A 14,799-nucleotide genomic window follows, 5' to 3' on the forward strand; every position below is an offset into this window, starting at 1 on the left:
GAAAGGATGAACTTTTGTGAATGAGGTTATACGAACGTTGACGAACCACCGCTCTTACCGGAACTATTCTGACCGGGCAGTGAGTACTGAGGATTTGCAAAATATTATTGCTTCGGCTCAAGCTGCACCTTCCTGGGTCCATGGTCAGCAGTTTACGATTATTGCAATCCATAATCAGGAGCGGAAACAGCGGCTCGCAGAACTGAGCGGTAATCAAAAGCATGTGGCCGAGGCACCGGTGTTTCTCGTGTTCTGCATGGACTTTTACCGGGCGGGATTGGCAAGCGAGATAGAAGGTCAGCCTTTTGAAGCGGCTTCCGATGTGGATGCACTGTTAGTTGGGGCGGCTGATGTTGGTCTTGCTATGGCTGGTGCAATCACGGCCGCAGAATCGCTGGGTCTCGGAACCATTCCGATCGGCGGGGTCCGCCGCAATACGAAGGCTGTGATTGAGCTATTGCAGCTGCCGAAGTATGTTTTTCCTATCGCAGGTCTGTGTGTCGGTTATCCCGGCGCGGAGAGTCCGCAGAAATCCCGTCTCCCTATGGAGGCCGTCTACCACGAAGAGCAGTACAACCCTGATCAGACTGGGCTACTACAGGCTTACAATGAGACGCACCGTCAATCCTTGCAGCAGCAAGGTCTTCCTGAGCGAAGCTGGACTAGTTGGGTCGCCCATTTCTATGCCAATAATCCTGTGTACGGCGATGCCCGGAATACTCTCAAACAGCAAGGGTTTATGTATGATAAGGAGCGGGAGGAATAAGAGCGGTCCGCTGTACAGGTTAGCGCAAAGAAGCATTCTAAAGCCGTATTTGGCAGGAATGCTTCTTTTTATATTATATAGATTGAACTGGGGAATTTAACATATGGGTAACGGAATGGAGGGGGATTTTGGAACTGTAGGAGCGAAAGCGACGCCTTTGTCTCCGGATTTTATCCGCGAATAGCGGTATAATCCCAAGAAATCTGGAGACAACAGCGGCCGGAAGTCCAAACATTTTCCGCAATGACAACCTTAACCATATAAAAATCTTAAGTTCAGTTATAATTACAATTTTCTTGCCAACAGCGGTTTCCGTGAAATGATTACTGCCGCTACCAGCAAGGCAAGAGCCACCAGAATGCCGGACTCTCCCGTCCAGAGCAGTGCGTTATCCCCTTTGGAGAAGGCATCGAAGATTTCCTGAATGATAGCATTCCATGAGGCATGCAGGAACGTCGCAGCCCACAAGCTACCGGTTGTTAACCGCAGGCGCCCAATGACATATCCCATGGAGGTAATCGAAATCATAAACAGGATAACGGAGAGCACAGGATACGGCCCTGAATAATAGTTCCCGGCAAGGATCAAGGGAAGATGCCATACGCCCCAGATGAGTCCACTGATAAGTATCGGTTGGGGAACGCGGGCGTCAATCAGTCGAGTAAGCATATAGCCACGCCAGCCCAATTCCTCACCGACACTGCTAATCACGCCTAAAGCTGTGCCTAGAACCATTTGCACGAGTAACAGTCCCGTGAATATAACCGCAGGTGGGGCTTTGATGAATGTATCCGGTGTGTCGAATTGTACCAGCCCTGTGATCCAAGCAATTCCGTAGCCGACAAGACCAATAACTACAGGAAACAGTAGTATAAATGGCAAGGTCTTCAGTGTACGCTTTCCGCCAATCTTCAAGGAGATATCTGATATGCCTTCACGCAGTATCAAGCGGGCGAAGATGGAGGCCAGTCCCGGTGTCCACATCAGGAACAGGACGTAGATCTCTTGTTTCATAGATAGCACATAACCGAGAATGGAGAGCGGGATAAGTAGTGCAAAAAAGACAAATAATCCCCGTCTGGCGGAGCGAATACGTTCCATATCCCCGTTGGTACTTGTGGCAGGCGTGCTGCCAACGTTTGTTTTCATGATGTGAACCCCTTTTACCAAAAGTATGTATGTCCACGTAGAAGTATAGCAAGTGTTATGTCCTGATCAGAACAATCTCAAGTCCAGAATTTTCCCCAGACCAAAGTCGAGCAGGAACGGACCCTCGGTCGAGGGAACCCCTGGACTCGTATTAGCTGTACCCTTCACTTTCACACATTGTTAAAACAATCTTTACGTTCGCCGAACAAAACTGTGCGGAACATTTAATATCTGGCTCCTACAATCAATATGTGTTGGTAGAATGTACCTACTTGCACATGAGGCTTTTGATGGAGGGATGATTCTTTTGAAGGTAACCCGCATGCATCTTTCGATGAAATGGAAGCTGATCCTGAGCTTTTCCGCTGTAGCACTGATTTTTTTAGGGGTGGCTGTTTACCAGGGGTACAAAATCAATCAGATCGAGAAATCCATGGAAACGCAGAAAACAGAGATGGAAAATAGAATCACAGTCTCTACGCTTACGCAGCTGCTGCAGGAAATGAAGAGTGTGGAAGCCTCGCTGGCCGGGACAAGTGATCTGGAATGGGCCGATGCTTTCAAGGAGAAGGAGAAGAAATTATATGCGGAAATGGCTAAAGTAGAGTTTGGATCGGATACTCCTGCACAGGAGGGACTGCAGCAATTGCAGAGCCAGGCCAAGGAATATACGGGCGTTGTCGACGAGTTGGTTCAGACTTTGAATGACAGCAGTCTCGACCCGATGACCGTTCTAGATAAAATCGACGAATTACATACGAAGGCACAGGAACTAAACGGGACCATGCTGGCGAGCAATGGGAAGCTGTACACTGCGGCGGCAGAAAATGCCGAGCAAGCCCAAGGAGTGTCCTTTGATCTGCTGAAGAATACCAATGCAGTTGTGCTCTATGCAGCTATTTTTGTCTTGATCTTCACCTTTGTGATTGCTGTGGTGCTGATTCGTTCGTTCCTGAATCCTGTTCGTAAACTGCAAGCGGCATTACGCAAAATATCCGAAGGTGACCTGAGGGAGCAAATCAATTCTCCATATAACGATGAGCTTGGGCGTCTAAGTCATCATTTTGACCATATGGTGGGCCGGGTTAGAGAAATGCTGCAGCAGACACAGACGGTGGCTTCTACGCTGGCGGATTATTCGAATTCTTTCCAGCAGTCATCGGCCATTACTGCTCATACGAACCAGGATATCGTCAGAACAATCCAGGATATTTCATCTGGTGCTGATCAACAGGCCGGGCAGTCTGAGCAGAGTGCCGGGCTGATTCAGGAATTGGAGCGCGGCATTCAAGAGATCACAGAGTATACAGAGGTCATGTTGACGACCAGTGAAACGGCCAATCTAAATACACGCAGTGGCTCGGCAGCTGTAACCGCCCTTCGGGAGGTTTCGGGGCAGTCCCGTCAGTCAGTGGGCAAAGTGTATCATACGCTGGACAGGCTTGCTGAACAGTCGCGGGATATTTCGCGGATTACCCAGACCATCACGGAAATTTCCAGCCAGACGAACATTTTGTCACTGAATGCTGCGATTGAAGCTGCTAGAGCCGGGGTGCATGGCAAAGGTTTTGCAGTAATTGCAGATGAGGTTAGGCAACTGGCTGATCAGACGAAAGCGTCTTCCGGGCATATTCGCGAGATTATTGCCGAACTTCAACAAGGGATGGAAGATTTCCAGCAAGATATGCTAGAGACGCGCGGGAATCTGGAGGAGCAAGAAGAGAAGGTTGAGGAGACGTTGGCATCTTTTGTGGCGATTGACCAGTCGATTGCTGAGATCAGCAAACAGATCGGCCATATTCATGACAAGGTGGATGAGACGCGCGGGATGAATACCCGGCTTGCTGAATCTGTGCACTCCGTGGCTGCTATTGCTGAGGAGACAGCGGCAGGGGTACAGGAAGTGAATGCCTCCAGCATTCAGCAGGATCAGTCCATCGCCGCCATTGCCCGGCAGGCTGTTGATATTCATGAAATCTCACAGAAGCTGTTCCAGGAGATCAATGTGTTCAAAATAAATAGCGGAAGCGATTCGGTCAATCATTCCGAATCACTTCCGCTAGGGAAACGGGTAAAGGCGGAGAGCAGTGATGCTGCATCTTCGGCTACGGAAACCGTTGTTCCTTACCCTAAAGCAAGTTCAGCCTAGAGCTGGGCTTGCTTTAATATTACCCGGGCAATTTTTCGCTATAATTTGACAGTTTCACTCATATGAACGATTTAACGTAGTGATCAGTTCTGGCATCCATGTAGCCAGGTCGAGGAAGGAATATCCTGCCAACCTGGCTTTTGTTGTGTCCATAAACCACGGCTGGCGGATATAGAATGGAGAGCTATGCTCCGCTGGAGCCTCTGCCACAATCATAGCCTTTTGCCCGACGACAGTTTCAATCATGCTGAGCAGTTCGCCCATCTGCAGGGCGCCATTCGAGCAGGCATTGACAGGTCCGGTGATATTGGAACCCCCTAGCCAATACAGAAAATCTGCAGCTTCATCGGAACGGATGAAGGACATTTGCGGCTTGGGATCAATTGCGATGGGTTCACCCTTACGGATATGTTCAATATGAAAATGCAGCCGGCGTGTATAGTCGTCCGTGCCAAGCACAATCGGAATCCGGACGGCAGCTACTGGAAAAGAGGCACGCTGGATCAGAACGGCCTCGGCCAGTCTTTTGCCTTCTTTATAGCTAAAGTCCTCTGCTTCACCATATTGCAGCGTGTACACCGCCGCATCAAAATCTTCTTCAGTGATCATCCGATCACTGAAATCATAGACCGACAGGCTTGAGGTGAGGATGTAACGATTGGCTTTGCCGCTAAAAATGACACAGGCCGCTGCGGCATCGTTAGGTGAAAAGCAGATGTTGTCATAGACGACATCCCATTCCCGGTCTCCTACCGCTTCAGCCAGAGCGGCTTGATCCCTACGGTTAACGTGAACTCTGCGGACACGGTTACCGAAGGAGTCGGCGGTTTCTCCGCGTGTCACGATTGTCACTTCGCAATCCTTATCCTCCAGGAGGCGTTCCACCAGACGTTTGCCAAAAAAACGTGTTCCTCCAAGTACTAATATATGTCTCATCATCGCTCTCCTTGCAGTTCCAGTATTTGAATTAGATTAAGCGATCATTCTCATCTCAGGCTGTCCTGTCCAGCCAGTCGCTCCGTAGCCTCCAGCAGTGATCGTTTGGCCAGATGATACAGCCACAGCAAGGACAGTATCCCGCACCGTATCAAGCATCGACAGTCGGATCAATTCTGCAACCTGTCCTTTCTCGTAGGCGGCGGCAAGCCGCTGGAGGTGAAGCAGGTAGTCTGAATCTTCCCGCCAGCGCGGCCCTTCATCTGCTAGCTCTTTTCGTACGTCTGGCAGGGATTGGCGTGCCCGGTGCAGTGCAGCCTTGACCGCGCCTTCCGTGGTGTTCAGCAGCTCCGCCGCTTCCAGGGCGGAATGCCCAAGCACATCGCGGAGCAGAAAGACCGTCCGCTGCAGCGGTGACAGATGCTCCAGCAGAGCCTGGAAAGCAGCTTCAGTTCCGGCGGTGCCGCTGTCTTCCATATCTTCTGCCGCTGGAGGCTGAAGTCCCAGAATTCGGGCGAAGGTCATCTTGCGTCGTACAGTATCTATCCATGTATTTCTGGCGGTTCGCAGAAGCAGTGCCTCGATATTTCTGTGCTCTGCTTTTTGCAGATAGCTAAGTACTTTGATCCAGGTATCCTGTGCGAGATCTTCCGCATCCCAAGATGATTGGGTCAATGAGAGACAATAACGCTTCAGGGCAGCTTGCAGCAATGTGGTCGTATGGGCATCCGGCATCATTCCGGCAGGTTGATCATTAAAGGTCATCATGTGGGCCATCTCCTTTTTACAGCAAGGTGGAATTCTGTTCCTTCTTAATAATAAACGAATAAAGTATAGATGAAGATACGCAGTCGGCAAAAAAATAATTGGCGCGGGCGGCGTATCCTTTCGGTTCCCTGGGACGTTTACGGGTCAGAACACAAAACATAATTGAGAGATGGAGGCAATATACAATGAGTTATGTTCCGTATGTTATCGAACAGACCGGCCAGGGAGAACGATCATATGATATTTATTCCCGGTTGCTGAAGGACCGGATTGTATTCGTGGGGTCGCAGATTGAAGATGGAATGGCTAATAGTATCGTAGCCCAGCTGCTCTACCTCGCGGCAGAAGATCCGGACAAAGACATCCATATGTACATTAACAGTCCCGGTGGTGTCACTACCGCTGGCTTCAGTATTTACGATACGATGCAGTTAATCAAGCCGCAGGTGAACACCATTTGCACAGGAATGGCCATGTCCTTCGGTTCTTTACTATTGCTATCCGGGGCGAAAGGAAAACGGTGTGCGCTTCCGAGCAGTGAGATTATGATTCATCAGCCAAGTGGCGGCGCGCAGGGGCAAGCCAGTGATATCGCCATCAGCGCGAAGCGTATTTTGCAACTGCGGTCCAAAGTGGTTCAGATTACAGCTGAGAGAACGGGGCAGTCCGTGGAGAAGGTCGAGAAGGATATGGACCGTGATTTCTTCATGACCGCTGAGGAAGCGCTGGAATATGGAATTATCGACAAGATTATTACCCATCTGTAAAAAAATACTGCAAGTGAAGGAGGAAGTATTATGGTGGAAGCTTTAGAGGGAAAAGAAGTCGCAATACATTTTCTTGACGGTACTAGTGTCAGAGGCGGAGTGCTGAAGGAAACTGGAGACAAGTATCTTAAATACGTAACAGAATATCAGGAGATGTACATCCCTATCACATCCATTCAGGCCGTTACGCTTGATATTAAGGAGCATGTGCATCCACGGATAGGTTTTGCTCAATAATTTTCAGCGGATCTAAAAAAACGGATCAGGGAAGTTAACCTCCCTAACCCGTACTTTCCCGAATCTTCAAATGATGCGCCACATTGGCATGGCTGGGGGAGACCGCCTCGCCCTTGATCAGCTTGATCAGGGTCCGCGTCGCTGTTCTCCCTATTTCTGTGCCGGAATATTCCACAGAGGACAGCTTCGGGCGGACAAGGGAGGCCACATAGCTGTTGTCAAAACCAAAGACAGCCACATCCTCAGGGATGCGCAGGCCGCTGTCGATGAGATAATTCATCGCCCCCACCGCCATCCAGTCTGTCGAGCAGAATACGGCTGTAGGTTGCTGCCCGCTACTCAGGATGTTTTTCATTGCCAGCCGCCCGTTTTCCACCGAGAACCCGCTTTCCACAACCAAGCTCTCATCGATATGTATCCCCGCATCTTCAAGTGCCTGCCGGTAACCACGGTAACGATCGCCCCCAACTGCACTTTCTCCAGCCGCACGTATCATGGCGATGCTACGATGTCCCTTTTGGATCAAATAGGTTACCGCTTCATAGGAAGCAGTGATGTTGTCCAGATGAACAGAAGGTAAGGAGGGAATCTGTGAAGCTTGCCCGGCCAGAACACAAGGCACGGATGAAGCGGCGATAAGCTCCATGTGCTCCTGCTGCGGCACCGAACCGACCAGAATATTTCCCCGGGTGCCAAGACGTCTGAACAAATCCAGATAGTGCAGCTCACTCTCCATACTACTGTCTGTCAACCCTACGATCACTTCATAGCCATATAACTCGGCGAGATTGCGAATCCCGAGATTGAAATCATCCAGCACTGTATTGTTGCTCTGAGGAATAATGACACCGATCAGATTGTCATTGCTGCCTCCGGCGCTGCCCCCAGTGAGGTCAGGCCGGTAATTGGTTTGCTTAATGGCGTCGAGCACCCGCTTGCGTACCTCATCGTTGACGGGCTTACTGTTATTGACCACCCTCGAAACGGTGGAGATAGAGACATCGGCCATTTTGGCGATATCTTTAATGGTTACTTTCACTTCAAATCACCATAACTTTCCAGGCTTGTTATCCAGCTCTCATGCGACACCAGCATATCATGGAATCCCGTTAGAATCCAAAGATATGTGTTGACCGGGAAAATAAAAAATCCTATAATGATCGCTGTGGGAAAATAATTTCCCTTTTATTATATGTTTTTTTACCGAAAATAAAGTATTTTTGATGTAATTAATAAGTTTACAGGGTGTTTTGAATGAAATTCAGGAAAATATTTTCCTAACTAAACCTAAACCGTAGTTATTTAAAGGAGCGTATACATGAATAGAACATGGTGGAAAGAAGCTGCAGCCTACCAGATCTACCCGAGAAGCTTTATGGACAGCAACGGAGATGGTATCGGCGATTTGCAGGGGGTCATTTCCAGACTGGATTATTTGCAGGACCTCGGGATTAATGTCATCTGGATTTGCCCGATCTATAAATCCCCTAATGATGACAATGGATATGATATCTCTGACTATCAGGACATTATGGAAGAGTTCGGCAGCATGGAGGACTTCGATCAACTGCTGCGTGAGGTGCACGCCCGGGGGATGAAGCTCATTCTGGATCTGGTCATTAACCATACCTCGGACGAGCATCCGTGGTTTGTTGAGGCGCGTTCAGGCAAGGATAATCCGAAACGGGATTATTATATATGGAGCGATCCGGTGGATGGCCATGAGCCGAACAACTGGGAAAGTATTTTCAGCGGCTCTGCGTGGGAACTGGATCAGAGAACCGGACAATATTTCATGCATGTGTTCTCCAAGAGACAGCCTGATCTTAACTGGGAGAATCCAGAGGTTCGCCAGGAATTGTATGGTATGGTCAACTGGTGGCTGGACAAGGGGATCGATGGTTTCCGGGTAGACGCCATTTCCCATATCAAGAAGGTAGCGGGCTTCCCTAATCTTCCGAATCCTAATAATCTCCCTTATGTTCCATCGACAGACGGTCATATGAACCGGGAAGGCATTCACGAGTTTCTGCAGGAACTGAAGCAGGAAACCTTTGACCGCTACGATATCATGACAGTTGGCGAAGCAAGTGGAGTAAGCGTTGAGCAGGCGGAGCAGTGGGTCGGTGAGGAGCAGGGCAAATTCAATATGATTTTCCAATTTGAACATTTGGCCTTGTGGAATAAAAGTGTTACCGGTGGTCTGGATATCATTGCGTTGAAATCTGCGTTGTCCCGCTGGCAGAAAGGGCTGGAGGGCCGGGGCTGGAACGCGCTATTTATAGAGAACCATGATCAGCCGCGTTCCGTCTCCACTTGGGGAAACGACGGCGAATACTGGCTGGAATCAGCCAAATCGCTGGCAACGATGTATTTTCTCATGCAGGGAACTCCGTTTATTTATCAGGGGCAGGAAATCGGGATGACGAATGTGAGATTCGACTCCATGGATGATTACGACGATGTGGCCATGAAGAACATGTATCGCATTGAGACTGCAGCCGGTCGCAGCCATGAGGAGATCATGGAAGTGATCTGGAAGAATGGACGCGACAATTCCAGAACACCAATGCAGTGGGATGGCAGCGAGAATGGCGGTTTTACCAGCGGGAAGCCGTGGATGAAGGTCAATCCTAATTATTTGGAGATCAACGTCGAACGTGCACAACAGGATCCGGACTCCATCTATCATCATTATAAAAAGCTTATCGCGCTCCGGGCGCAGCATTCAGTGGCGATCTATGGTACCTATGATCTGCTGCTGGCTGACAATGAAAGCATCTACGCTTATACTCGTACGCTTGGTGCTGAGAAGCTGCTCGTGATGTCGAATCTGACCGCCAAGGAAGCGCTGTTCGATTTGCCGGTAGAATTACACTTCGATTCTCATCAACTGATGCTGCATAATTATGCTGTAGATTCGGGGGAATCTATCGAGACGGTAGCTCTGCGGCCTTACGAGTCCCGTGTCTATCTGTTGGCGGGTGTGCCTGCTGATCAGGAGAGTACGGATGCTAACGCTCCATTGCTGCAAAGTGATTCCGCTGTCTTAACTGAACCTGTGTAACAGGTATTTCATAATCCTTCGACCATGTTTAAACTTGCGTCGGAGGATTTTTTTCTGCTAAAAAGGATAGGCTATTCCATTTATTAGTGTGCTTGTTCAAGTAGTGTGTAAAAAAAAGCCCTGTTTTATAGGGTTTTTTTACGTTCTCTTGCGTTCCTGCTCACATAATGAACACATTGGGTTGTTACCATGAGTCGGTACATAGATAAAATACCACGAATACGGGAGGCACAAATGAGTAGGTTGTTTAAAAAAGCGGTATCGATGACACTGGCTCTGATTATGGTATTGGGGGTTGCAGCGAACGGATTCGTTTATGCAGCGGCTAATGAAGAAGGTATGGAACTGCGGACGCAGGCACTTCAACCTCTGACACTACTGGAAGGCAATGCTTCCTGGAAGTATGTCGATGACGGTAGCGATCAAGGTACGGTCTGGCAGGCGGTCTATGATGATTCCACTTGGAAATCGGGACAAGCTCCGCTAGGGTACAAAGATGATGGTTCCGGAGTAAGTACCTCCGAATTTGGCCCACTGAAAACAGAGATTAGTTACGGCGGAGACAAAGCCAATAAATATATGACGTCCTATTTCCGTACCAATCTGAATGTAAATACAGCTCAGCTTGGTGCGTATAACCGGATCATGGGATCTTTCGGATTCGATGATGGCGTAATCCTGTACTTGAACGGCACAGAAATTTACCGTGAAGGTATGCCGGCAGGCCCTGTCAATTACTTAACGAAGAGCACGCTTAACAATGGTAATCCCAATACGGCGAAAGTCGATCTTACGGAGATTATTAAAGCTAATCTGCAGAACGGAAACAACGTTCTTTCGGCTGAAGTGCATCAGGGCAGAGGATCCAGCTCCGATCTTTATTGGGCAATGAGCCTGATTGCTTATCCTCCAGTTGACCCTGTGGTTCCGGGTGCAGGAAAGCCGGAGTCGATTGCCCTGACATTCAACGGCAATCCGCAGACTAGTATGGGATTTGCCTGGTATGCATCGGAGACGATAACGGGCACCAAGCTGGACGTAGTAGAAGCCTCGAAATTAGTTGATGGTCAGTTTCCGGAAGCGGGAGTCCTGAGCTTCGAGGGAACATCCACACCTGCCAGCGTGTTTCAGTCCAAGGCAGACAAAACTGCTGGGAATACTAAAGTAATCACCAGCCATAAAGCGCTTGCTGAAGGCTTGCAGCCGGGAACAGCCTATGCTTACCGTGTTGGTGATGGACAAGCTGGAAACTGGAGTGATATCGGAACTTTCACAACGGAAAAAGCGGACAACAAAGCATTCCAGTTCCTTTATACTACGGACTCTCAAGGTACCACTGAGGCGGACTTTGATATTTGGAATCATACGCTGCAAGAGGGTCTGGGCAAGTTCCCGGGTGTGGAATTCATTCTGAACTCCGGCGATTTGGTGGATAACGGTGATCTGGAAGAGCAGTGGGGATGGTTCTTTGATAAGCCAAAGGCCATTTTGCAGAATACACCACTCGTTCCACTCGTCGGTAACCATGAGAGCAAGAACTACAGCAACTATGCAGGACACTTTAATCTGCCAAATATGTCGAACACAGGCGCTAAGCCGGACGGCTCAGTGTATGCGCTGGACTACGGCCCTGCACACTTTATGATCATTAACACCGAATATTATGGCACAAGCACCAACGCTGCCAATAATGAAATCTACTACAAGCAAGTAGAATGGCTGCGCAATGAAGTAGCCAAGACAGATAAGAAATGGAAAATCGTGCTGTTGCACAAATCGCCATACTCTGTAGCCAGCCACACGAAAGACGCTGATGTTCTGTTCTACCGGACTCAATTAACGAAGGTGTTCGACGAACTGGGTATTGATATGGTCATTGGCGGGCATGACCACACTTATACACGCAGCTATCAAATGCTAAACAATGAACCGCTAACGGATATCGTACCGGATGCGAACGGTGAGGTTAAAGATCCAGGCGGTACGCTGTATCTGATTACGAATGCTGCTGGTAACAAGAAATATAACGTTAACGAGAAGGCGGGTCCATTCCCTTTTGCAGCTAAATACGAACAGCCTGGCAAGGAAATGTTCACAGGTGTAACGATCACCAATGACAAGTTGAATTTCCAAGCTTACACGACAACTACCGGAGGAACAACGGATCTTTATGATCAATACACCATTCAGAAGTCGGATGTAACGGTTGCTCCTGTACAGCAGGCCCAAGCGGTTGCTGATGCAGACGGCAAGACGACTTTGACATGGAATGCACCGTCTTCCGGTTCAGCGGTATCCGGCTACCGCATCTATGAGAAGAATGATCTGGTATCCCCTAACTGGTCGACATTCGTTCCGGCTCAGGACGGGGTAAACTCTTATAGCTATACAGTAGATAACCTGGATGCATCGAAGAACTATCAGTTTGTAATTAAAGCGGTAAGCGGCAGAACCAACTCGGCGGGCGTGATCGCGGCTCAACCTTCCGTGAGCAAAGTGACAGTAACCTTTAACGGTGACCCTACCAGCGCCAAAGGCTTCACTTGGTATACACCGCTGGTGTCCAAGGGAAGTGATCTGCAAGTAGTAGAGAACACACGAACTACCCCGGACTTTACGCAAGCAACCAAGTTTGCTGGCCGCTCGTCTGTCTCCACGAATGCTAAGGGAGAAATGGTGCATAAAGCGGAAGCGACTGGACTTAAAGACAATACGTCGTACTACTTCCGTGTAGGTGATGAGTCGTTGGGTATTTGGAGTACGGCGGGAACCTTCCGTACTGCGGCTAAATCGGGGGCATTTACCTTCGTTGATCTAGCAGATACCCAAGCAAAATCAGAAGATGAAGCGATTCTCTCTGCAGAGACGCTGGCTAAAGCACTGAAGACTGTGCCGAATGCCGAATTCGTTGTTCATAACGGAGATATTGTGGACACAGGTACTAATGAGACGCAATGGGATTGGCTGCTTGGCCATTCGCAGGATAGTCTGCTTAACACAACCATTGCACCGTCGGCAGGTAATCATGAAGATAAAGCGAATGCCTTCTATGAGCATTTCAATATTCAGGAAGCAGCTGGCTCAGCGACTGTGACTGGCGCTTACTATTCCTATGATTACAGCAACGCTCATTTTGTGGTCCTGAACAGCAACGAAAATTCCGATCAATATGCTAACTTCAGCAACGAGCAAGTAGAGTGGTTGAAGAAAGATGTACAAGAGGCTCATGAAGCCGGTGCACGCTGGATTATTGTGAATATTCATAAAGGTCCATACACGACATCCAATCACGCAACGGACAAAGATATCATGGGCTCGAATGGCGTAAGAACTAAAATTGCTCCGATCATGGCAGAGCTGGGAATTGACTTTGTCCTGCAAGGACATGACCATATCTATGCCCGTACCAAGCCGATCAAGGCTGACGGGACTGCTGCAGCTACAGAGAAGATTACAGAAACGCTCGCTGGAAAAACTGTAGAATACACGGTTAACCCGGATGGTTCAATCTACCTCATTCCGGCAACAGCGGGAGCAAAGGTTTATTACAAAAATCAAAAGCCTGCCCTGGGAGAGGCTTATTATAACCTCTTTGAAGTGGCAGATGAGAACCATGCCGCTCCATACGGTCCTGATCCAAGCGACAACACCCGTCCTAAGCGTGGTCAGGTTCAAAACTTTGTCGGCATCACTGTAGATGGCGACAAGCTGACTGCCGTGACGTATGAGATCGACCAGAACAAGAATAATGCAGAACCATTTATCATTGATCAGTATGGTATCATCAAGAAAGAGAATGATGGAGAAGTACCAACTAATCCAACACCAACACCAGAAGTGCCTACACCAGAAGTACCAACACCGGAAGTTCCAACGCCTACGCCAGTGGTACCAACACCTACACCGGCACCAGGAGGTTCAGTACCGTCTGTACCAACGCCTTCACCTTCGGCTAAGCCATCGGCTACTCCGTCGGTAGCTCCAACACAGACCCCTGCACCGACAGCTACACCTGCAACCAATGGTGGAAGCACGGATGTGCCTGCGAAGCCTGTGTTGACGGATACTGGCAGTCACTGGGCAGCGGCAGCTATTCAAAAGGCTGTTGCAGCTGGATTCGTCAATGGCTATGACGACAACACATTCCGTCCGAACAAGGACGTGAACCGTGCCGAGTTCATCACGATGCTGGCTCGCGCATTACAATTGCCAGAGAACAGTGATAGTGTAACCTTCAAGGATATGGATAAAATTCCGGCATGGGCGAAGTCCTATGTAGCACAAGCTGTGTCTAAAGGCATCATCAGCGGATATAATGATGGATCTTTCCGTCCGGAACAGAAGCTGACCCGTGCGGAATTGACGGTCATGATCGTACGTTCCCTGGGAATTACGGTGGATCCTAAAGCTAAACTAACCTTCGCAGATGCCAAAGATGTACCGGCATGGGCTGCTCCTTACATTGCAGCTGCAGCGAACGAAGGCCTGGTAGGCGGAGTTGGCCAGAACCAATTTGCGCCTAACCGGACAGCAACACGAGCAGAGGCAGTTACAATCATCCTGAATTTGCTTGATAAAAAAGCGGAGTAATCTGCGCTGAACGAGTGTGGTATTAACAAGCTGTTCCTGACACTTAGGGACAGCTTGTTTTTTTATATGCGTAGGTATGGTTTTACGGGGCTATTCTTGAGTGTGACGTTATGAATTATTACTAGAATTCCCGAAGTGGGATTAACGGCATTTTTGTACCTTAAATACTCTGCCGCTAAGGGTTAGTGGTGATTAAGTGCAATATTGTACCTTAAATCTTCCAGAATACCCCATTCAACTTGTTTTTTTGAAAAATAAGATACAATAATGTAGGCCTGTTGATTAGCCAAAAAAAGGTAGAAAAAAAGCCGCCCGTTCGTTACAGTGTTTGTACCCCTACAAACAGTGGAAACGAGGCGACTTCATGAAA

10 protein-coding genes are annotated in these 14,799 nt (G+C 48.8%); 6 read left to right on the forward strand and 4 right to left on the reverse strand.

What is annotated here, in order from left to right:
- Positions 1–16: 16 nt before the first annotated feature.
- A complete protein-coding gene (locus tag HPT30_RS10375; RefSeq protein WP_175371324.1) occupies positions 17–766 on the forward strand; it encodes an NADPH-dependent oxidoreductase in 750 nt (249 codons plus the stop codon).
- A 285-nt stretch (positions 767–1,051) separates the two neighbouring features.
- Here HPT30_RS10375 and HPT30_RS10380 read toward each other — a convergent pair whose 3' ends face one another.
- Positions 1,052–1,915, reverse strand: a complete 864-nt coding sequence (locus tag HPT30_RS10380; protein ID WP_175371325.1) for a type II CAAX endopeptidase family protein — start codon at positions 1,913–1,915, stop codon at positions 1,052–1,054.
- 307 nt (positions 1,916–2,222) lie between these two features.
- On the opposite strand from HPT30_RS10380, the gene HPT30_RS10385 reads away from it, so the two are divergent.
- Positions 2,223–4,064 (forward strand): methyl-accepting chemotaxis protein, encoded by a 1,842-nt coding sequence (locus HPT30_RS10385; protein WP_175371326.1) that lies wholly within the window; start codon positions 2,223–2,225, stop codon positions 4,062–4,064.
- 54 nt (positions 4,065–4,118) lie between these two features.
- Here HPT30_RS10385 and HPT30_RS10390 read toward each other — a convergent pair whose 3' ends face one another.
- Positions 4,119–5,003: an NAD-dependent epimerase/dehydratase family protein gene (locus HPT30_RS10390; RefSeq protein WP_312876325.1), complete on the reverse strand. Its 885-nt coding sequence runs from the start codon at positions 5,001–5,003 to the stop codon at positions 4,119–4,121.
- A 33-nt stretch (positions 5,004–5,036) separates the two neighbouring features.
- Positions 5,037–5,768, reverse strand: coding sequence for an RNA polymerase sigma factor (locus HPT30_RS10395; RefSeq protein WP_175371327.1), 732 nt, complete (start codon positions 5,766–5,768; stop codon positions 5,037–5,039).
- 185 nt (positions 5,769–5,953) lie between these two features.
- Between HPT30_RS10395 and clpP the strand changes: the two genes are divergently transcribed.
- A complete protein-coding gene (clpP, locus tag HPT30_RS10400) occupies positions 5,954–6,535 on the forward strand; it encodes an ATP-dependent Clp endopeptidase proteolytic subunit ClpP (RefSeq protein ID WP_066372121.1) in 582 nt (193 codons plus the stop codon).
- A gap of 30 nt (positions 6,536–6,565) precedes the next feature.
- Positions 6,566–6,772, forward strand: coding sequence for a hypothetical protein (locus HPT30_RS10405; protein WP_066372119.1), 207 nt, complete (start codon positions 6,566–6,568; stop codon positions 6,770–6,772).
- A gap of 43 nt (positions 6,773–6,815) precedes the next feature.
- Here HPT30_RS10405 and HPT30_RS10410 read toward each other — a convergent pair whose 3' ends face one another.
- The gene (locus HPT30_RS10410) at positions 6,816–7,811 is read right to left on the reverse strand and encodes a LacI family DNA-binding transcriptional regulator (protein WP_175371328.1); all 996 of its coding nucleotides are present in this window, start codon (positions 7,809–7,811) and stop codon (positions 6,816–6,818) included.
- A gap of 279 nt (positions 7,812–8,090) precedes the next feature.
- On the opposite strand from HPT30_RS10410, the gene HPT30_RS10415 reads away from it, so the two are divergent.
- Together HPT30_RS10415 and HPT30_RS30390 are read left to right on the forward strand one after the other, a co-directional pair.
- Positions 8,091–9,839, forward strand: a complete 1,749-nt coding sequence (locus HPT30_RS10415) for a glycoside hydrolase family 13 protein (RefSeq protein WP_175371329.1) — start codon at positions 8,091–8,093, stop codon at positions 9,837–9,839.
- Positions 9,840–10,073: 234 nt separating this feature from the next.
- Positions 10,074–14,429 (forward strand): S-layer homology domain-containing protein, encoded by a 4,356-nt coding sequence (locus HPT30_RS30390; protein WP_175371330.1) that lies wholly within the window; start codon positions 10,074–10,076, stop codon positions 14,427–14,429.
- The last annotated feature ends 370 nt before the right edge of the window (positions 14,430–14,799 follow it).

Origin of the sequence: Paenibacillus agri (assembly GCF_013359945.1) — a bacterium.
GTDB lineage: Bacteria > Bacillota > Bacilli > Paenibacillales > Paenibacillaceae > Paenibacillus_AQ > Paenibacillus_AQ agri.